This is a genomic window from Rathayibacter sp. VKM Ac-2857, from assembly GCF_013205025.1.
Classification (GTDB): Bacteria; Actinomycetota; Actinomycetes; order Actinomycetales; family Microbacteriaceae; genus Rathayibacter.
In genome coordinates this window covers 165650-184631 of the sequence record NZ_JABMLE010000003.1, presented here as the reverse complement: position 1 = coordinate 184631, position 18982 = coordinate 165650, and the positions used below count along the sequence as shown (strand labels likewise).

Here is an 18982-nt window from a genome sequence, read left to right as displayed (position 1 = left end):
TCGTTGTGCAGAGGATGGGTGGGACGCGGGGAAGAAGGGGGAGAAGGGCGGGGTGGGGGAGGATCGCTCCTCCCCTGCCCCGCCCGACCGATCAGAGTCCGACGTCGCCGGCCTTGAGGAAGCCGGAGTCGACGAGGACCGACTGCACGTCGTCCTTCGTGACGACCTCGGGCTCGAGGAGGAAGGACGGGACGACCTTCTCGCCGTTGTCGTAGGTCTTGGTGTCGTTGACCTCGGGCTCCTCGCCCGCGACGATCGACTGCACCATCTGGAAGACGCGGTCACCGAGGGTGCGAGTGTCCTTCCAGACCGTCATCGACTGCTCGTCGGCGAGGATCGCCTTGACGTTGGCCTTGTCGGCGTCCTGCCCGGTGATGACCGGGTAGTCGGCGCCGGGCGCGTAGCCGGCCGACTTCAGCGAGGCCTCGATGCCGATGGCCAGGCTGTCGTTGGGCGAGAGCACCACGTCGACCTTCTGGTCGCCGGTGTAGAAGGAGGAGAGGCGGTTGTCCATCTCGGACTGCGCCTTGTCCGAGGCCCAGCCCTGGATGCCGATCGAGGCCCAGTCGTCGTCCGAGGCGGGCGACTTGCCGGACGGCACGACGAGCTTGCCGCTCTCGATGTAGGGCTGCAGGACGTCCCAGGCGCCGGAGAAGAAGAACTTGGCGTTGTTGTCGTCGGGGCTGCCGGCGAAGGGCTCGAGGGTGAAGGGACCCGCGGCGTTCGCGAGGTCGAGGGTCGACTCGATGTACTGGCCCTGGAGCTGGCCGACCTTGTAGTTGTCGAACGTCGCGTAGTAGTCGACGTCGGCGGTGCCGTTGATCAGGCGGTCGTAGGCGATGACGGTCGCGTTCTGCTTCTTCGCCTCGGCGAGGACGGGGGCGAGCGCCTCGCCGTCGATGGCCGCGACGACGAGGATCTTCGAGCCGCCGGCGATCTGGTTCTGGATCTGCGAGATCTGCTGGTCGGTCTTGTTGTCGGCGTACTGCAGGTCGACGGTGCAGCCCTCGTCCTCGAGCTGGGACTGGAGGCCCTCGCCGTCGTTGATCCAGCGCTCGAGGCTGCGGGTGGGCATCGAGATGCCGACGGTGCAGTCGCCTTCGGCGCCGGCGCCGGCAGCGGCGCCGCCCGAGTTGGCGGGGCTCGCGGAACAGGCGGCGAGGCCGAGGGAGATGATGCCGGCGGCGGCCAGCGTGGTGATGCTGCGGGAGAACTTCATGGAGTGCATTCCTCTCTGAAAGCAGTGTCCGAGGGTGAGGACGGCGCGAGAGCGTGCATGTGGGAGCACGTCGTCGTGTCGTCGCCCGGGAGGGCGGGGGAGCCCCGAGGGGCTTTGTCCACGGAGACAACATATTGCGCGGGCACCGGTCTGTAAAGCTCGGAGAGCGACGGATCGGCGGCGTTGCCGAACCGTGATCTTCCGGTCGGTGATCCGCGCCAGTGCTGGGTGAGAACGCTCTCACTCTCCTGTACTCCGGCGGCGGCGGACGGCGTCGGACCGCCTGGTCGCAGCCGAGGAGGGGCCGCTCGTGATCGTTCGGCGTGGCGCGGAAGGGGGGCTCCTCCGACCTGCCGGTGCACCCCTCCGGCTTCTAGGCTCGCGAGTGCGACCGAGCACTGACCACCACAGAAGAGGACCAGCCATGCCCATCGACTCCGAAAATGACAGCGCAACCACGAGGGGCTTCAGCCGCCGGGCCGGCCTCACCGCGGCCTGGTCGGCCCCCGTGGTCGCCGCCGCTCTGAGCGCCCCGGGCGCCTCCGCCTCGACCGTCACTCCGAGCGGCGCACCGTGGCTCGGCGTCTTCCTCGGACCGGATCGCGCGGTCCCCGCTGCGTTCACCCTCGTGGTGCGCCTCGGCGGGCCCGCGGCGGAGTTCGGGACGCCGCTGACACTGCCCGTCGACTCCCGCGTCGACATCGTCTCGGAGCACGACGTCGCGGCCTGGGGCGACGGCATCGTTCCCGACGGTCCGCGCAACGCCCATGTTCCGATCGCCGCCGGCGTCTACCGGACCAACGTGGCGACGAATCTCCTCGACGGCTCGACCTTCGTGGTCGGCGACCTGATCAGGCAGCCCGCGACTCCGAGCGTCTTCACCCCGCTGCCCTCCGGAACCTTCACCGTGACGGCCACCGTGACGCAGGGCCCCGTCTACCCGGGGGCGGAGGAAGCGGTCTTCGGAGCGCTGGGCAGAACCAGCAGCAGCGCCCCGATCACGGTGTGACGAGGAAGGCGGGGACCCCGGAACAGGAGCTGAGCTCGCTCCGGGGTCCCCGCCTCCGTCTGCGCCTCCCGCGCGGCTGTCAGAGCCAGCGGCGCACGGCCGGCCGCTCCAGGACTCCGGCGAGGGTGCCGTGCCGGTTTCGCAGGGCGCGGACCACGGCGCTCGTCGCGGAGATCCGCGAGCAGGTGGCGGAGAAGCCGAGGACGAGGCCCGAGAGCAGCGCCATCACCGGGTACTCCTCGATGAGCTGATCGGCCGACCAGTACATCAGCAGCGTCGCGAGCGAGGCGAGCGCGACGGGAGCGGTGAGGATCCCCGCGATCAGCGCGACGCCCATGCCGATCTCGACGAGCGGGGTGACGACACCGAAGAGACCGGCCGCGTCGTGCAGGATCGTCGACGCGAACAGCTGGAAGTACTCGGGCACTCGGCCGTTCTCCGCGGCGCCGTCGGCGACGAGCAGGATGTCGGAGGCGCCGAATCCGGACCGCAGCTTGATCGCGCCCTCGTTGATCCAGAGCAGGCCCAGGGCGACACGGACGGCGGTGCCCAGGGCCGCGGTCGCCCAGCGCCACCCGGGCCGCGTCACGAGAGCTTCGCCGCGCCGAACACGGCCTTCGCCTTGTCGCAGTGCACGACGACGTAGCTGTAGTCGGCGGCGTCGCCCACGTCGAAGCTCTGCGTCTTCGTGTCGTAGGACACCGCGCCCAGCTCGACACCGGCGCTCACGGCCTTCTCGTCCGTGCCGTTCGTGAGGTAGAGGTGCAGGTCCGGGCCCTCGTCGGAGGAGAAGCCGCTGAGGTCGACCGTCTTTCCCGACACGGTCGCGGTGCCGGCGACCTTCTTGCCGTTGAGACCCTCGAACGCGCCTTCGCGGCTCTCGCCGGCCGGCGCCATGGTCGACGGCGCGGTGGTCTTCGCCTCGGCGCTGGAGCTCGTGGACGACGTCTCGGCCTTGTCGGCCGCGGGGGCGCAGCCGGTGAGCACGCCGGCGACGAGGACGACTCCGACGATCGCCTTGGGGAGCAGGTGACGGGACATGGGGGTGTTCCTCTCGTTCTCGGGATCTCCGGGACAGGGCGTCACGGAGAAAGGGGAGAGCGACCGGAGGGGATCCGGTCGCGACCTCGGGCGGGCCGCGGCGGAGTGTGGGAACGGCGCGGCCCGCCCGAGGAGTGCGGAAGGGTCAGTCGACCTTCGAGATCGCGCAGGACTTGAAAGCCGAGTTCGCGTTGACCTGGACGTTGTAGGAGTGCCCGGCCTCGAAGGTGTAGCCCGATCCGACGGGGCAGGCGTACTGCTCACCCGGTGCGGCGACGTCGCTCTGCGAGGAGTAGCCGTTGATCAAGACCTGTGAGGCGGTGAAGGACTTCTTGCCGCCGCTGAAGATCGCGTCGAGGTTGCTGCTGTCGATCACGTACGGCGTCGCCGGGTTCTCGGCCGAGGCCGAGGTGCCGAACGACTCGTTCGTGCCCGGGCTGAGGGCCGAGCCCCACTTGTTCCCGAAGATCCAGTACTGGCCGTCGACCACGAGGGTGGCCGAGGCGTAGGCGCCGGAGTCCGGCGCGTCGGGGCCGGTGTTGCTCACCTGGAGGAGGAAGTACGGGGCCGGTGCCGGCGGAGTCGCCCCGAAGAGCGCGACGCTGAACGCGCCGGGGACGGCCGAGGTGTCGCCCCAGGCCGCGGGTGCGTAGTCGTTGTTGAGCGACCACTGCATCACGCCGGTCACGTGACCGTAGAGCTCCGGCTTCGCCGCCATCGCCTTCCACTGCGCGGCGAGGTCCGCGAGGACCGCGGCCTGGTCGTACGCGGCCGCGCCCGATCCGCCGAAGACGTTGTTCGCGGTGCCGCTGGCGCCGGCGTTGCTGACCTGGCCGATCACGATCTTCGTGCGCTCGGCGATGCACAGCGAGGTGGAGGCGGAGCAGTCCGGGCGGACGGCGCTGTCGAGCGCCCGGCTGATCGTGCTGAAGAAGCCGGGGTCCTTCTCGGCGGCACCGCCGACCGTCCAGCCGCCGGTGTTGTAGGTCTGCGCCAGCAGGTAGTCGACCGTGCCGCTCTTCACGAGCGGAGAGAACTGGTCGTTCGCGCCGTCGTGGACACCGGAGGTGAGGGTCAGGTTCGTGGGCGAGCCCGGGTCCACCCCGGTCCCGCTGCTCAGGTAGACCTGCGGCGCGACGGCGAGGGAGAGGCCGGCGCCCTTCACGGTCGCGCCGAGGGCGCTGATCGTCTCGGCGTCGATGCCGTTCTCGAGGTCGAGGTCGACGCCCGTGATGCTCCCGCCGGAGAGCCTCGCGTTGTAGTCCGTGATCTGCGCGAGCAGCCGGGAGCCGACGGCGCTCGCCGTGGCGGTGTTCACGGTGTCGCGGGTGACGGTCTGCCCGCCCAGGCTGAGCAGGTTCACCGTGCCCTTCGCCTCGTTGTCGATGACCTTCTGCATCGCCGCGAGGGTCGCGGGATCGGCCGTGTTGCTGGCCGGGTCGGCGAACGCGAAGACGATCACGTTCGAGGCGGCGATGCCGGCGGGATCGATCTGCGCCAGCGAGCCGGTGGCTCCGAGCTGGAGGTAGGAGACGCGGAGCTCGGGGACGGCGGTCGCGGTGTCGGCGACGGCGGCCGGTGCGGCACCGCCCACGGCGACGGCGCTCGGAGCGGCGACAGCGGCGGCGAGGGCGGCGGCGGCCAGGAGCCGGCGGCGGAGTCGTGGTCTCATTCTCGGATGTCCCTTTCGTGGGTGGGGAGGGCGAGCGATGGTCGCGGCGGACGACGATCCGAACCGGCCTCGTGGGCGGCGGCGGGGCTTCGCGGGGTCGACATCGATGGTGAGCCGACCGCGCGGCGTCCCGAAATCTCTGGCACGGATCATCGGAGATGGCGGGAACGGCTGATGATGCTAGGTGATCCATGTCCGGAACCTGAAAGTGCTCTTCGTTCATGAGGACGTATATAAAGGTCGATGCTTGCGTATAGAAAGACATCCATCCGCGGAAAGACGGGGAATCGAAGATGGCGGAGATCAGCTGATTCGGCGGGGAATCACTCAATTGGCGCCGGACTTGAATTCGGCACCCTCTCTCCTGTTACACTCACCGCTCGGTCACCCCGCAGCAGTCCCCGTTCACCGTGCGGATGAGCAGGTGGTGGCTTTGAGAATTCACATGTCCTGCCGTCGCGGACGTGTGGCGAGCAGATCCCGTTCCGGGCGCTCGTAGCCGATCCTCGAGATGGAACAGCAGTGATGAAAGAGACCCTCCCGTCCACGGACTCCCCCCTCAGGCCGAGCTCGCCCTGCCGCATCGATCGGCAGCGCTTCAGCGGTCCGGGCGCTGAGAAGGCGATCAGCGAGTGGATGGGAGTCGGTGAATTCCATCCGCGGAGTCGAGAGGCGTTCGAGGCGGAGTCGGAGCGGGTGGTCATCGATCAGGTGAGTGCTCAGCGGATGACGGCACGCGCCAATTACTTCACCTCTCCGGATTCGAGTTCCCTCGGATTCCCGAGAAGCAATCGCATCGAGATCGTGGCGCTGATCGAGGGCGAGTGCTTCATTTCCGTCGGCACCCAGCGCTATCGCCTCACGCGGGGCTCCGTCGCCATCGCGGGCGGCGGCGAGCCGGTGTCCTCGGAGACCTACGACGTGACCGAGTGCATCTTCATCAGCATTCCGGTCGACCAGCTGAGCGAGCGCTTCCGGGCCTCCGTCCCGCTCTACGGGCTGGAGGTGATCTCGCCGCCGCGACTGATGCGCCTGTTCCAGACCCTCTCGCACGAACTCGCCTCGCAGGACTCGATCTCACCGGACGCGTTCCGCGCGCAGCTCGCGCAGCTGACCGGGTTGATCGAGGCGTCGCTCGCGAACCGGTCGCACCTCGCCGTCGGCGACCTCGATCGCATCAGGCTCTCCCGGGAGCATGTCGAGGGCTACGTGCGCGACCACCTCGCCCAGCGCGATCTCACCGTCGGCACCCTGGCCGAGGTCTTCCACACCAGTCCCCGCACGATCCACCGGCTCTTCGCGAGCGACGGACCGACCCTCTCCGAGTACATCCGCACGAGCAGGCTGACGGCGCTCGCGGCCGAGATCAGCGCGGCGGACAGCCCCGAGGGGTTCGAGGTGCTGGCCGCCCGCTGCGGCCTGTACGAGTACGTCACCGCGGCTCGGCTGTTCCGCAAGGAGTACGGCCTGACGATGCGCCAGTTCTGGAAGGCGTACCGGCTCACGAGCTGAGCGGGGAGGCGGCTCCGGCGCCGCTCCCGTGAGGAGAGCGTGAGGGTCGCCGCCGCCGCCGTAGGGAAGTCGTGAGGACCGGCGTCGGGAGGCGTCGCCGGGTGTTGCATCGGGATCCGTGCCGGTACTGCGCTCGTCGCGGTGCCGGCCGGGCGCCTCCGCACTCGGGGTGCCCTCGGCCCCCGAATGGAGTTCCCGTGCTCGACCTTCTCTCCGTGATCGGCGTCCTCGCCGTCTTCGCGCTCATCGGCGTCGTCGCCAGGGGGGTCGAGGCCCTCGCGCCGCGCTCCGCCGGCTCCGGCCCCCGCGCCGCGACGGAGGACGGCACCGGCCCGCGCTCGGCCGGAGACGGGGCGGTCCGACGATGATCGTCTTCGACGTCCTCGCCGTGGTCCTCGCGATCGCCGCGATCGGCTACCTCGTCGTCGCCCTCGTGAAGCCGGAGCGGTTCTGATGAGCGCTCTGCCCGCGATCCTCCAGGTCGCCGCGGTCGCCCTCGTCCTGGTGCTGCTCCACCGCCCGCTGGGCGACTACATGGCGCACGTCTACTCCTCCTCCCGCGATCTCGCCGTCGAGCGAGGCTTCTACCGCCTCATCGGCGTCGACCCGCGCGGCGAGCAGAGCTGGCGGGCCTACCTCCGCGGCGTGCTCGCGTTCTCGCTGGTCGGGGTCCTGCTCGTCTACGCGCTGCAGCGGGCGCAGGCCCTGCTGCCGTACTCGCTCGGCTTCCCGGCGATCCCGGAGGGGCTGTCGTTCAACACGGCCGTCTCGTTCGTCACCAACACCAACTGGCAGTCGTACTCGCCGGACGTGACGATGGGCTACTCCGTGCAGCTGCTCGGCCTGGCCGTGCAGAACTTCGTCTCGGCCGGGGTCGGCATCGCGGTGGCCATCGCCCTGGTGCGCGGCTTCGCGCGCCGCGGCAGCGACTCGATCGGCAACTTCTGGGTCGACCTCACCCGCGGGACGCTCCGCCTGCTGCTCCCGCTGTCGGTGATCGCGGCGGTGCTGCTGCTGGCGGGCGGCGTGATCCAGAACGTCGCCGGCTTCACCGACGTGACGACGCTCACCGGCGGGACGCAGAGCATCCCCGGCGGGCCGGTCGCCTCGCAGGAGGCGATCAAGCTGCTCGGCACCAACGGCGGCGGCTTCTTCAACGCCAACTCGGCGCATCCGTTCGAGAACCCCTCGGCGGCGATCAGCGCGCTGCAGATCGTGCTGATGCTCGCGATCCCGTTCTCGCTCCCGCGCACCTTCGGCCGGATGGTCGGCAGCCCGAAGCAGGGGCTCGCGATCGTGGCGGCGATGGCGACGATCTTCGTCGTCTCGCTGACGGCGCTGACCCTGCTCGAGCTCGCGGGCGGCGGGCCCGCCCCGCAGGCCGCGGGCGGCGCGATGGAGGGCAAGGAGGTGCGCTTCGGCATCGCCGGCTCGACCCTCTTCGGGGCGACCAGCACGCTCACCTCGACCGGTGCCGTCAACTCGATGCACGACTCCTACACGGCGCTCGGCGGGATGCTGCCGATGCTGAACATGATGCTCGGCGAGGTCGCCCCGGGCGGCGTCGGCTCCGGGCTCTACGGCATGCTCGTGCTCGCTGTCCTCGCCGTGTTCATCGGCGGGCTGCTCGTCGGGCGGACGCCGGAGTACCTGGGCAAGAAGCTCGGCCGGTACGAGATCACCCTGGCGAGCCTGTTCATCCTGATCACGCCGACGCTGGTGCTCGCCGGGACGGCGCTGAGCTTCGCGATCCCCGCGGTGCGGGCCGACGTGGAGAGCACGTCGATCTGGAATCCGGGGCTGCACGGCCTCTCGGAGGTGCTCTACGCCTTCACCTCGGCGGCCAACAACAACGGCTCGGCGTTCGCGGGGCTCACGGCGAACACGCCGTGGTTCAACGCCGCGCTGGGAGTGGCGATGCTGCTCGGCCGGTTCCTGCCGATCGTGATGGTGCTCGCCCTGGCCGGCTCGCTGGCCAGGCAGGGCGTCACTCCGTCGACCGCGGGGACGCTGCCGACGCACCGGCCGCAGTTCGTCGGCCTGCTCGTGGGCGTCACCGTCATCGTGACCGCCCTCACCTACTTCCCCGTGCTCGCACTCGGACCCCTCGCAGAAGGACTCCAGTAACACCATGACCAGCACACTCGACACCTCCGCACGCCCCACCGCCGAGGCGGAGCGGCCACCGCGCGGCGCCTCGGGCTTCGGCCTCGAGCAGGTCGCCGCGGCACTCCCCGGCGCGCTCCGCAAGCTCGACCCGCGCCTGATGGTGCGGAACCCCGTGATGTTCCTCGTCGAGGTCGGCGCCGCGCTGACCACGGCGCTCGCCGTCGCCGAGCCGTTCCTCGGCGGGGCGCAGGAGTCGGGCGGCGCACCGGTGCCGCCCTCCTTCACCGCGGGGATCGCGGTCTGGCTCTGGCTGACCGTGCTCTTCGCCAACCTGGCCGAGTCGGTCGCCGAGGGGCGGGGCAAGGCGCAGGCCGACAGCCTGCGGCAGACCCGCACCAGCACCGCCGCCCGCCGCCTCGCCGAGTACCGCGCGGGCGACGGATCGGCCGCGCACAGCCGGATCGAGGAGATCTCCTCCGCCGATCTGCAGCTCGGCGACCACGTGGTGGTCGAGGCGGGCGAGCTCGTGCCCGGCGACGGCGACATCGTCTGGGGCATCGCCTCCGTCGACGAGTCGGCGATCACCGGGGAGTCGGCGCCCGTCGTCCGCGAGTCCGGCGGCGACCGCAGCGCCGTCACCGGCGGCACGCGCGTCCTCTCGGACCGCATCGTCGTGCGGATCACCTCGAAGCCCGGCGAGACCTTCGTCGACCGGATGATCGCGCTGGTCGAGGGGGCGTCGCGGCAGAAGACGCCGAACGAGATCGCGCTGAACATCCTGCTCGCGAGCCTCTCCATCGTCTTCCTCGTGGTGACGCTGACGCTGAACCCGATCGCCTCCTCCGTGGCGGCCCCGGTCAGCGTGCCGGTGCTGGTCGCGCTCCTGGTCTGCCTCATCCCCACCACGATCGGCGCGCTGCTCTCGGCGATCGGCATCGCGGGGATGGACCGGCTCGTGCAGCGCAACGTGCTCGCGATGTCCGGCCGCGCGGTCGAGGCCGCGGGCGACGTCACCACGCTGCTGCTCGACAAGACCGGCACGATCACCTACGGCAACCGCCGCGCCGTGGAGTTCGTCGCGATCGACGGCACCGCCGCCGACGAGCTGATCCGCGCCGCCGCGTCCTCCTCGCTCAGCGACCCGACGCCGGAGGGGAAGTCGATCGTCGACCTCGCCGCGGCCCGGGGAGTGCAGCCGGACGCCCTCGCGAGCGCGGCGCTCTCGGCCGAGATCGTGCCCTTCACCGCTCAGACGCGGATGAGCGGGCTCGACCTGGCCGACGGGTCGATGATCCGCAAGGGCGCCGGCTCGGCCGTGACCGCCTGGCTCGAGAGCGACGCGCGCCTCGCGAGCACGATCGCCGCCGAGCTCGACGAGCAGGTGCACCGCGTCTCCGAGAGCGGGGGGACGCCGCTGGTGGTCGCGGTGAAGGACGCCGGCGGGACCGGGCGGGTCCTGGGCGTCGTGCACCTCAAGGACGTGGTGAAGGAGGGACTGAAGGAGCGCTTCGCCGATCTGCGCGCGATGGGCATCCGCACCGTGATGATCACGGGCGACAACCCGCTCACCGCGAAGGCGATCGCGGCGGAGGCCGGCGTCGACGACTACCTCGCCGAGGCCACGCCCGAGCAGAAGCTCGCCTACATCCGCCGCGAGCAGGAGGGCGGGAACCTGGTCGCGATGACCGGCGACGGCACCAACGACGCTCCGGCGCTCGCGCAGGCCGACGTCGGGGTGGCGATGAACACCGGCACGTCGGCGGCCAAGGAGGCCGGCAACATGGTCGACCTCGACTCCGACCCGACCAAGCTGATCGACATCGTGCGGATCGGCAAGCAGCTGCTGATCACCCGCGGGGCGCTCACGACCTTCTCGATCGCGAACGACCTCGCGAAGTACTTCGCGATCATCCCGGCGATGTTCGCCGGGGCCTTCCCGGGGCTCGCGGTGCTGAACGTGATGCAGCTGCACTCGCCGGCCTCGGCGATCCTCTCGGCGATCGTCTTCAACGCGCTGGTGATCGTGGTGCTCATCCCGCTCGCCCTGCGCGGGGTCGCCTACCGCGCGCTCAGCGCCTCGCGGATCCTCAGCCGCAACCTCCTCGTCTACGGGCTCGGCGGTGTGATCGCGCCGTTCGTCGGGATCAAGCTCGTCGACCTCGTCGTCTCCCTCCTCCCCGGCTTCTAGAAAGCAGACACCGATGAACTCCCCCCGCTCCGGTCTCCGGCAGTACGCCGTCGCGCTGCGCGCGCTGATCGTGCTCACCCTCGCCCTCGGCGTCGTCTACCCGCTCGTGGTCACCGGGATCGGGCAGCTCGCCCTGCCCCGGCAGGCGAACGGCTCGATGCTCGCGGTCGACGGCCGCGACGTCGGCTCCAGCCTGATCGGCCAGTCCTTCACCGATGCCGACGGGCAGCCGCTCCCGGAGTGGTTCCAGTCGCGGCCGTCCGCCGCCGGCGACAGCTACGACGCGAGCGCCTCCAGCGGCTCGAACCTCGGGCCCTCGAACGAGGACCTGGTCGCCTCGATCCGGGAGCGCCGCGCCGCGATCGCGGCGTTCGACGGCGTGGACCCGGCCGCGGTGCCGGCCGACGCGCTCACCGCCTCCGCCTCGGGGCTCGACCCGCAGATCAGCCCGGCCTACGCCGAGCTGCAGGTCGCGCGGGTCGCTGCGGCCAGGGGCCTGCCGGAGGCGAGCGTGCGCGCGCTCGTCGACGGGGCGGTGCAGGGGCGCGACCTCGGCGTCCTCGGCGAGGAGACGGTGAACGTGCTCGAGCTCAACCTCGCGCTCGCGCGGCTGTGACCGGCGCGGCTCCGGGTGCACCTCGGGCTCGTAGAATCACCCTCGGCTCGCCGGAACGCCGCGATCGCGCGAGCCGGAGCGGATCTCGCGAGCCGAGGGTGGGGGCCGGAGCATGACGAAGGGCCGCCTGCGCGTGCTGCTCGGGGCCGCGCCCGGCGTCGGCAAGACCTACACGATGCTCGAGGAGGGCCGCCGGCTCGCCGCCGAGGGCCGTGACGTCGTCGTCGCCGTCGTCGAGACGCACGGCCGCGCCGCCACCGCCGCGATGGTCGAGGGGCTCGAGGTGGTGCCGCGGCGCGCGGTCGAGCACCGCGGCGTGCGGCTCGAGGAGATGGACCTGGAGGCGGTGCTCGCCCGCCGGCCCGACGTCGCGCTCGTCGACGAGCTCGCGCACACCAACGCGCCCGGCTCGCGGCACGAGAAGCGCTGGGAGGACGTGACGGCGCTCCTCGACGCCGGGATCACGGTCTTCTCGACGGTCAACATCCAGCACATCGCCTCGCTCAACGACGTCGTGCAGGCGATCACCGGGGCGCCGCAGCGCGAGACGATCCCCGACGCCGTGCTGCGCGCCGCCGACCAGATCGAGGTCGTCGACCTCGCCCCGCAGGCCCTGCGCGACCGTCTCGCCGACGGCCGGGTCTACCCGCCGGAGCGGATCGACGCCGCGCTCTCGAACTACTTCCGCCTCGGCAACCTCACCGCGCTGCGCGAGCTCGCTCTGCTGTGGCTCGCCGACGAGGTCGACAGCGCACTGCGCGACTACCGCGGCGAGCACGGGATCGACAGCACCTGGGAGGCCCGCGAGCGGGTCGTCGTGACGCTCACCGGCGGGTCGGAGGGGGAGACGCTGCTCCGCCGCGGTGCGCGGATCGCCGCACGCGCCTCCGCCGGTGACCTGCTGGCCGTGCACGTGGTGACGCCCGACGGGCTGCGCACGCCGCGGCCGCAGGTGCTCGAGGCGCAGCGCGCACTGGTCGAGTCGCTCGGCGGGAGCTATCACCAGGTGGTCGGCGAGGACGTGCCGCGGACGCTCGTCGAGTTCGCCCGCTCGGTGAACGCCACGCAGCTGGTGCTCGGCGTGAGCCGGCGCAGCCGCCTCGCCGCGGCGCTCACCCCGGGGATCGGGGCGACGGTGATCCGCGAGTCGGGCAACATCGACGTCCACATCGTCAACCACTCGGCGGCCGGGCGGACGGCGGTGCTGCCGCGGCTGGACGGCGCGCTGACCCTGCGGCGCCGGGTCCTCGGAACGGCGCTCGCGCTGGTGGGCGGGCCGCTGGTCACCTGGCTGCTCTCGAGCCTGCGCAGCGACGAGTCGATCACGAGCGACGTGCTCTCGTACCAGCTGCTCGTGGTGCTCGTCGCGCTGGTCGGCGGGCTCTGGCCGGCGCTGTTCGCGGCCGTGCTCTCGGGGCTGACCCTCGACTACTTCTTCGTCGATCCGCTCTACACGATCACCGTCGACGAGCCGCTGCACGCGCTGGCGCTCGTGCTCTACGTGCTGAACGCCGCGCTGGTGAGCGCGGTGGTGGACCGCGCGGCGCGGCGCTCGCGGGCGGCGAAGCGGTCGGGGGCGGAGGCGGAGCTGCTCGCGACCATCGCCGGCGGGGTGATCCGCGGGCAGGGGGCGCTGCAGGCGATCCTGGAGCGCTCGCGCGAGGCGTTCGGTCTGACCGGCGTGCGGCTGGTGCGCGACGGCGCTGTCGTCGCGGCCGACGGCGAGCCGCGGCCCGACGGGGAGCCGGTGCGGATCCCGGTCGGCGCCCACGCGGAGCTGGAGCTGCACGGCCGCGAGCTCGAGGGCAGCGAGCGGCGCCTGCTGCAGGTGGTGGCCGCGCAGCTGGACTCCGTCCTGGAGAACGCGGCGCTGAGCGAGACGGCGAGCTCGCTGGCTCCGCTGGCGGAGACCGACCGGGTGCGCAGCGCGCTGCTCTCGGCGGTCAGCCACGACCTGCGCCGGCCGCTGGCGGCCGCGACCGCCGCCGTCTCGGGGCTGCGCTCGCGCGACGTCGAGTGGAGCGACCGCGACCGGGCGGAGCTGCTCGCGACCGCGGACGAGAGCCTGACCACTCTGGGCGCGCTGGTCACCGATCTGCTCGACGTGACCCGGCTCGAGGCGGGGGCGCTCGCCGTGTCGCTGGCTCCGCTCGACGCGGCCGACGTCGTGCTGCCCGCGCTCGACGAGCTGGGGCTCGGGCCGGGCGAGGTCGACCTCGACCTGGACCTGGACGGCCCGGAGCTGCTCGCCGACGGAGTGCTGCTGCAGCGGGTCGTGGTGAACCTGCTGGCGAACGCGGTGCGCTACGCGCCGTCCGGGACCCGGGTGCGCGTCTCGACCAGCGTGTTCGGCGGGACGGCGCAGATCCGGATCGTCGACCACGGCCCCGGGGTCGCTCCCGAGCGCCGGGAGGAGATCTTCGTGCCGTTTCAGCGCCTCGGCGACGACGACAACACGACCGGGCTGGGGCTGGGCCTGGCGCTGTCGAAGGGGTTCACCGAGGGGATGGGCGGGACGCTGGAGACCGAGGACACCCCGGGCGGCGGGCTGACGATGGTGGTGACGCTGCCGGTGGTGGCGGCCGCCGGGACCGACGCCGCCGGGACCCGGGCCGCGCAGACCGACGCCTCCGGAGGAGCCGCATGAAGATCCTGATCGCCGACGACGACCCGCAGATCCTGCGCGCGCTGCGGATCACGCTGACCGCGCGCGGCTACGACGTGGTCACCGCGGGCGACGGGACCGAGGCGATCAACCGCGCGATCGACGAGCGGCCGGACCTCTACATGATCGACCTGGGCATGCCGCGGCTCGACGGGATCGAGGTGATCCACGCCCTGCGCGGCTGGACGAGCGCGCCGGTGCTCGTGGTGTCGGGGCGGACGGGCTCGGCGGACAAGGTGGGCGCCCTCGACGCCGGCGCGGACGACTACGTGACCAAGCCGTTCTCGATGGACGAGGTGCTCGCGCGGATCCGGGCGCTCTCGCGGCGCGTGCAGCCGGCCGAGGGCGAGCCGCTGGTGGTGATCGGCGACGTGACCGTGGATCTGGTCGCGAAGAGCGCGACGCGCGACGGCGCCTCGGTGCGGCTGACGCCGACGGAGTGGCAGGTGCTCGAGATCCTGGTGCGCAACGCGGGGAAGCTGGTCACCCGGCGCTCGCTGCTCGACGAGATCTGGGGACCGGCGCACGTGACCGACACCGGCTACCTCCGCCTCTACCTGGCGCAGCTGCGCAAGAAGCTCGAGCCCGACCCCGCGCACCCGCGCTTCCTGCTGACCGAGGCGGGCATGGGCTACCGCTTCGTGCCGGGCGAGGACGCGCCGGCGCGCTAGTGGTGCCGGCGGTGGCGGGGGCGGATCAGGACGCCTCGACGTAGGCCGCAGCGGCCTCGCGGAGGATCTGCGACTTGCTGACGCCGCGGCTCTTCGCGAGCCGGCTCACCTTCTGGTCCAGTCCTCTGGTCGAGCGGACCTTCCACACCGGGCCGGCGGGCTCCCCGCCGTCGAGCTGCGGGCGGCCCCTGGCGATGATGACGGCGTCGTACTCGATCAGCATGCGCTGCGGGGCTGCTCGATCAGCATGCAGCCGCTCGGGCGCTGGAGGACGGCAGCTGAGGGCGATTGCATGCTGGTCGAGTAGCCCGCAGGGGCGTATCGAGCGGAGAGGGCGCCTCCGGCACCACCGCGGGGCGGGGAAGAGGCCGACGTTCATGCGGTGGTGGGTCTCGATACGCCCCTACGGGGCTACTCGACCAGCATGTCTGCGAGCGTCTCTTCCAAGTAGACCCGCCCACCGTCAGCACGGCGGGGCTGCGGATCCCGACGCGCCTGCTGAGCGGGGGGACAATGGAGGGACCCCAGGAGAAGGAGACCACCGTGGATCAGCCGCGCATGAACGTCGAGTCGTTCAACCTCGATCACCGCACCGTCGCCGCGCCCTACGTGCGCCTGGCCGATGCGAAGACGCTCCCGGCCGGGGACCACCTCGTCAAGTACGACGTGCGCTTCACCCAGCCCAACCGCGGCCACCTCGAGATGCCGACCGTGCACTCGCTCGAGCACCTGTTCGCCGAGAAGTCGCGCAACCACTCCGACCGCGTCGTCGACTTCTCGCCGATGGGCTGCCAGACCGGCTTCTACCTGATCCTCCAGGGCGAGCCCGAGCTCGCCGAGGTGCTCGACCTGGTCGAGTCGACCCTCCGCGACATCACCGAGGCCACCGAGGTCCCCGCGGCGAACGAGACGCAGTGCGGCTGGGGGGCGAACCACTCGCTCGAGGGCGCCCAGGACGCGGCGCGCACGTTCCTCGCGCAGCGCGACCAGTGGGAGCAGGTCACCGCGTGAGTGCGGTCGAGGCGATCGTCCTCGTCGCGATGGACGAGGAGGCCGAGCCGTTCCTCGCGGCGGCGGGCGGCGCCCCGGAGCCGGTCGCGGTGGGCAACGCCCTGCAGTGGTCGCTCGAGGTCGGCGGCCACCCGGTGCTGCTCGTGCGCACCGGCGTGGGACTCGTGAACGCGGCCGGCGGACTGACGGCGGCGATCCTCCGTGTCGGCGGTGCGCCGCTCGTGATCAGCGCCGGGTCGGCGGGCGGACTCGGAGCCGAGGTGCGCGTCGGGGACGTGATCGTCGGCGACGAGTACGTGCAGACCGACGCGGACGCGCAGGCGTTCGGCTACGCGATGGGGCAGGTGCCGGGGATGCCGGCGCGCTACTCGGGGCACGGGCCGGCGCTCGCCGCGGAGCTCACGGCGTCGCTGCCGGACGGCGGCGGGATCACGGTGCGGCGCGGGCTGATCGTCTCCGGGGACGTCTTCGTGTCCGGTGATCACGTCGCGCGGGTGCGCGGCCTCTACGACAGGGCGCTGGCGACCGACATGGAGTCGGTCTCGCTCGCGCAGACCGCCTTCGTGCACGGGCTGCCGTTCGTGTCGGTGCGCGGCATCTCGGACCTCTGCGAGCCGGGCTCGTTCGAGGCGCACGTCGACGACGCGGCCGATCGCTCGGCCGCGGTGGTGCGGGCGCTGCTCGACGCGGTGCCCGCCGGCGTGACCGCGTGACGCCCGGCGAGGAGATCGACGGCCTGATCGCGAAGCATCCCGACTGGCGGGGGGAACTGCTCGCCGAGGCGCGGCGGATCGTCCTCGGCGTCGATCCGGGCATCGTCGAGGAGTGGAAGTGGAGGGGGGCGCCGGTCTGGGAGCTCGACGGCATCCTCGTGGTCGGCAACATCTTCCAGAAGAAGGTGAAGCTGGGCTTCCTGTACGGGGCGTCGCTCGAGGATCCGGCCGGGATCTTCAACGGGGAGCTCGGCGGGAACCAGCGCCGCTCGGTGGAGTTCGCCGAGGGCGACGCGATCCAGGAGGAGGCGCTCGCGGGGCTCGTGCGCGCGGCGATCGCGTTCAACGCGGCGAAGCGGGCGGCGCGCGGGCGGAAGTAGGGCTGCGGGGGCGGCGGGTCGGCGTGCTGGGTGGGTGGGTCTCGATACGCCCCTGCGGGGCTACTCGACCAGCATGATGCCGAAGCGCCCCTGCTGGGCTGCTCGGCCGGCGGCAGGCGCGCCGACGGTCCATGGTGATCGAGTAGCTCGCGGAGCGGGCGTATCGAGATCCACCTGCGTCAGAAGTCGAGTCTGCAGACCCGCCCTGCTGGTGACGGCGGGTCTCGATACGCCCCTGCGGGGCTACTCGACCAGCATGATGCTGAAGCGCCCCTGCTGGGCTACTCGACCAGCATGGTGCCGACACGCCCCTTCGGGGCTACTCGACCAGCATGAACGGGCCGCCGCGGGTCCTTTCGCTCACCACCGAGACGCCGACCGGCATGATTCCGATTCTTCTCGGTGGGGGTGTCGATATCGGGGGGCGCCGTTCGACGCGATAGTAGGAGGGCGCAGACAGCGCCCGCGACTCTCGAGGAGAACACCGTGAAGTACATGCTGATCATGCGCGCGACCGACGCCGCCAAGGCCGCCTACGAGGCGATCCCGTTCGACGAGATCATCACTCGGATGGGGCAGTACAACGAGGCGATGATCACCGCGGGCGTCCTGCTCGCGGGCGAGGGCCTCTCCGACGACGTCGCGACCTCCGGGTTCGTGGTCGACTTCTCCTCCGAGCCGGCCGCGATCACCGACGGCCCCTACGGCGAGACGCACGAGCTGTTCAACGGCTTCTGGATCATCCAGGTCTCCTCGAAGGAGGAGGCGAAGGAGTGGGCGCTGCGCTGCCCGCTCGTCCCCGGCAACACGCTCGAGGTGCGCCGCGTCACCGACGAGAGCGACTTCGCGGACTTCGCCGACAACGAGTACCTGCAGAAGGAGGCCGGCTGGCGCGAGGACGAGAAGGCCCGCGCCGCGGGGGACTGAAGATGGACGGCCCGGCCGACGCGGAGGGGACCCGCGCGCGGGTCGCCGCCGTCTGGCGGATCGAGAGCGCGCGCATCGTCGCGACGCTCGCCCGGGTCACCGGTGACGTCGGCCTCGCCGAGGACCTGGCGCAGGAGGCCCTCGTCGAGGCGCTCGAGCAGTGGCCGACGACCGGTGTCCCGCGCAACGCCGGGGCCTGGCTGACGGCGGTGGCCAAGCGCCGGGCGATCGACGGCTGGCGGCGCAGGACCGCGCTCGACGACCGCTACCGCCTGCTCGCGCGCACCCTCGAGGAGACCGTCGACGACGAGTGGCGGCCGATCGAGGACGACGTGCTCCGGCTGGTCTTCACCGCCTGCCACCCCGTCCTGTCGCGGGAGGCGAGCATCGCGCTCACCCTGCGCCTCGTCGGCGGGCTCGGGACGGAGGCGATCGCACGGCTGTTCCTGGTGCCGGTCGCGACCGTCCAGCAGCGGATCGTCCGGGCGAAGAAGTCGCTCGCGGCCTCGGGCGTGCCGTTCGAGGTCCCGGAGCCGGCGGAGTGGAAGGCGCGGCTCGACGCGGTGCTCGGGGTCGTCTACCTGATCTTCACGGAGGGCTACGCGGCGACCTCGGGGGACCGCTGGCTGCGCACGGAGGTGGCAGGGGAGGCGCTGCGGCTCGGCCGGGTGCTCGCCGCGCTCCTGCCGCGCGAGCCCGAGGTGCTGGGGCTGCTCGCCCTGATGGAGCTGCAGGCCTCGCGGTTCGCGGCGCGGACCGCGCCCGACGGCTCTCCGGTGCTGCTCGAGGACCAGGACCGCACCCGCTGGGACCGCGGTCAGATCGAGCGCGGCCGGGAGGCGCTGCGGCGCGCCGATCGCGTGGGCAGGGGGCGCGGCTCCTACGGACTGCAGGCGGCGATCGCCGAGTGCCACGCGGTCGCGCCGAGCGTGGCGGCGACCGACTGGGAGCGCATCGTGCTGCTGTACGAGATCCTCGGGCGGGTGTCGCCGAGCCCGGTCGTCGAGCTGAACCGCGCCGTCGCGGTCTCGATGGCGACCGGTCCCGCCTCCGCGCTGCTCGTCGTCGACCGGCTCGCGACCGAGGGCGCCCTGCGGGGCTCGCACCTGCTGCCGAGCGTGCGCGGCGAGCTGCTCGCGCGCCTGGGCCGGCGGGAGGAGGCGCGGGCGGAGCTCGCGACGGCCGCCGCGCTGGCCGGCAACGAGCGCACCCGCGCGCTGCTGCTGGCGCGCGCCGCGTCGCTGTGAGG

General features: G+C 71.9%; 19 protein-coding genes. 14 read left to right on the top strand and 5 right to left on the bottom strand.

Features of this window, described 5'->3' with window-relative positions:
* Positions 1 to 91: 91 nt before the first annotated feature.
* Complete coding sequence (gene chvE / locus HQQ86_RS14400; RefSeq protein WP_173288969.1) at positions 92 to 1228, bottom strand: multiple monosaccharide ABC transporter substrate-binding protein; 1137 nt, start codon at positions 1226 to 1228, stop codon at positions 92 to 94.
* Between the two features lie 415 nt (positions 1229 to 1643).
* Here chvE and HQQ86_RS14395 point away from each other — a divergent pair, with 415 nt between their 5' ends.
* On the top strand, positions 1644 to 2228 hold the full coding sequence (locus HQQ86_RS14395) for a hypothetical protein (protein ID WP_173288968.1): 585 nt from the start codon (positions 1644 to 1646) through the stop codon (positions 2226 to 2228).
* Positions 2229 to 2307: 79 nt separating this feature from the next.
* Here HQQ86_RS14395 and HQQ86_RS14390 read toward each other — a convergent pair whose 3' ends face one another.
* From HQQ86_RS14390 to HQQ86_RS14380, 3 genes are all read right to left on the bottom strand, one after another.
* The gene (locus HQQ86_RS14390; RefSeq protein ID WP_367948667.1) at positions 2308 to 2817 is read right to left on the bottom strand and encodes a DoxX family membrane protein; all 510 of its coding nucleotides are present in this window, start codon (positions 2815 to 2817) and stop codon (positions 2308 to 2310) included.
* Entirely contained in the window at positions 2814 to 3269 is a 456-nt protein-coding gene (locus tag HQQ86_RS14385; RefSeq protein WP_173288967.1) for a DM13 domain-containing protein, read from the bottom strand. Before HQQ86_RS14385 ends, HQQ86_RS14390 begins: the two co-directional genes overlap by 4 nt.
* A 145-nt stretch (positions 3270 to 3414) precedes the next feature.
* Positions 3415 to 4941, bottom strand: coding sequence for a hypothetical protein (locus tag HQQ86_RS14380; RefSeq protein ID WP_173288966.1), 1527 nt, complete (start codon positions 4939 to 4941; stop codon positions 3415 to 3417).
* 525 nt (positions 4942 to 5466) lie between these two features.
* Here HQQ86_RS14380 and HQQ86_RS14375 point away from each other — a divergent pair.
* From HQQ86_RS14375 to HQQ86_RS14340, 8 genes are all read left to right on the top strand, one after another.
* A complete protein-coding gene (locus HQQ86_RS14375; RefSeq protein ID WP_367948666.1) occupies positions 5467 to 6453 on the top strand; it encodes a hypothetical protein in 987 nt (328 codons plus the stop codon).
* 197 nt (positions 6454 to 6650) lie between these two features.
* Positions 6651 to 6821, top strand: coding sequence for a hypothetical protein (locus HQQ86_RS14370; protein WP_173288964.1), 171 nt, complete (start codon positions 6651 to 6653; stop codon positions 6819 to 6821).
* Positions 6818 to 6907: a potassium-transporting ATPase subunit F gene (locus HQQ86_RS14365; RefSeq protein ID WP_160086079.1), complete on the top strand. Its 90-nt coding sequence runs from the start codon at positions 6818 to 6820 to the stop codon at positions 6905 to 6907. The genes HQQ86_RS14370 and HQQ86_RS14365 overlap by 4 nt, the downstream gene beginning before the upstream one ends.
* A complete protein-coding gene (gene kdpA / locus HQQ86_RS14360; protein ID WP_173288963.1) occupies positions 6907 to 8580 on the top strand; it encodes a potassium-transporting ATPase subunit KdpA in 1674 nt (557 codons plus the stop codon). Before HQQ86_RS14365 ends, kdpA begins: the two co-directional genes overlap by 1 nt.
* A 4-nt stretch (positions 8581 to 8584) precedes the next feature.
* Entirely contained in the window at positions 8585 to 10750 is a 2166-nt protein-coding gene (gene kdpB / locus HQQ86_RS14355) for a potassium-transporting ATPase subunit KdpB (protein ID WP_173288962.1), read from the top strand.
* Positions 10751 to 10763: 13 nt separating this feature from the next.
* Entirely contained in the window at positions 10764 to 11366 is a 603-nt protein-coding gene (kdpC, locus tag HQQ86_RS14350) for a potassium-transporting ATPase subunit KdpC (RefSeq protein ID WP_173288961.1), read from the top strand.
* Between the two features lie 112 nt (positions 11367 to 11478).
* Positions 11479 to 14013, top strand: coding sequence for a DUF4118 domain-containing protein (locus HQQ86_RS14345; protein ID WP_173288960.1), 2535 nt, complete (start codon positions 11479 to 11481; stop codon positions 14011 to 14013).
* Entirely contained in the window at positions 14010 to 14702 is a 693-nt protein-coding gene (locus HQQ86_RS14340; protein WP_160086069.1) for a response regulator, read from the top strand. The genes HQQ86_RS14345 and HQQ86_RS14340 overlap by 4 nt, the downstream gene beginning before the upstream one ends.
* Before the next feature lie 25 nt (positions 14703 to 14727).
* On the opposite strand, the gene HQQ86_RS14335 is transcribed toward HQQ86_RS14340, so the two are convergent.
* Positions 14728 to 14925 carry a CopG family transcriptional regulator gene (locus HQQ86_RS14335; protein WP_173288959.1) on the bottom strand — a complete coding sequence of 66 codons (198 nt, stop codon included), beginning with the start codon at positions 14923 to 14925 and terminating at the stop codon, positions 14728 to 14730.
* 335 nt (positions 14926 to 15260) lie between these two features.
* On the opposite strand from HQQ86_RS14335, the gene HQQ86_RS14330 reads away from it, so the two are divergent.
* The 5 genes from HQQ86_RS14330 (at position 15261) to HQQ86_RS14310 (ending at position 18980) form a co-directional block, all read left to right on the top strand.
* The gene (locus HQQ86_RS14330; protein ID WP_159423948.1) at positions 15261 to 15713 is read left to right on the top strand and encodes an S-ribosylhomocysteine lyase; all 453 of its coding nucleotides are present in this window, start codon (positions 15261 to 15263) and stop codon (positions 15711 to 15713) included.
* On the top strand, positions 15710 to 16426 hold the full coding sequence (gene mtnN, locus HQQ86_RS14325; protein WP_173288958.1) for a 5'-methylthioadenosine/S-adenosylhomocysteine nucleosidase: 717 nt from the start codon (positions 15710 to 15712) through the stop codon (positions 16424 to 16426). The genes HQQ86_RS14330 and mtnN overlap by 4 nt, the downstream gene beginning before the upstream one ends.
* A complete protein-coding gene (locus HQQ86_RS14320; protein ID WP_173288957.1) occupies positions 16423 to 16806 on the top strand; it encodes a DUF1801 domain-containing protein in 384 nt (127 codons plus the stop codon). Before mtnN ends, HQQ86_RS14320 begins: the two co-directional genes overlap by 4 nt.
* Positions 16807 to 17292: 486 nt before the next feature.
* Entirely contained in the window at positions 17293 to 17733 is a 441-nt protein-coding gene (locus tag HQQ86_RS14315; protein ID WP_173288956.1) for a YciI family protein, read from the top strand.
* Between the two features lie 2 nt (positions 17734 to 17735).
* Positions 17736 to 18980, top strand: coding sequence for an RNA polymerase sigma factor (locus tag HQQ86_RS14310; RefSeq protein ID WP_173288955.1), 1245 nt, complete (start codon positions 17736 to 17738; stop codon positions 18978 to 18980).
* Positions 18981 to 18982: the final 2 nt, after the last annotated feature.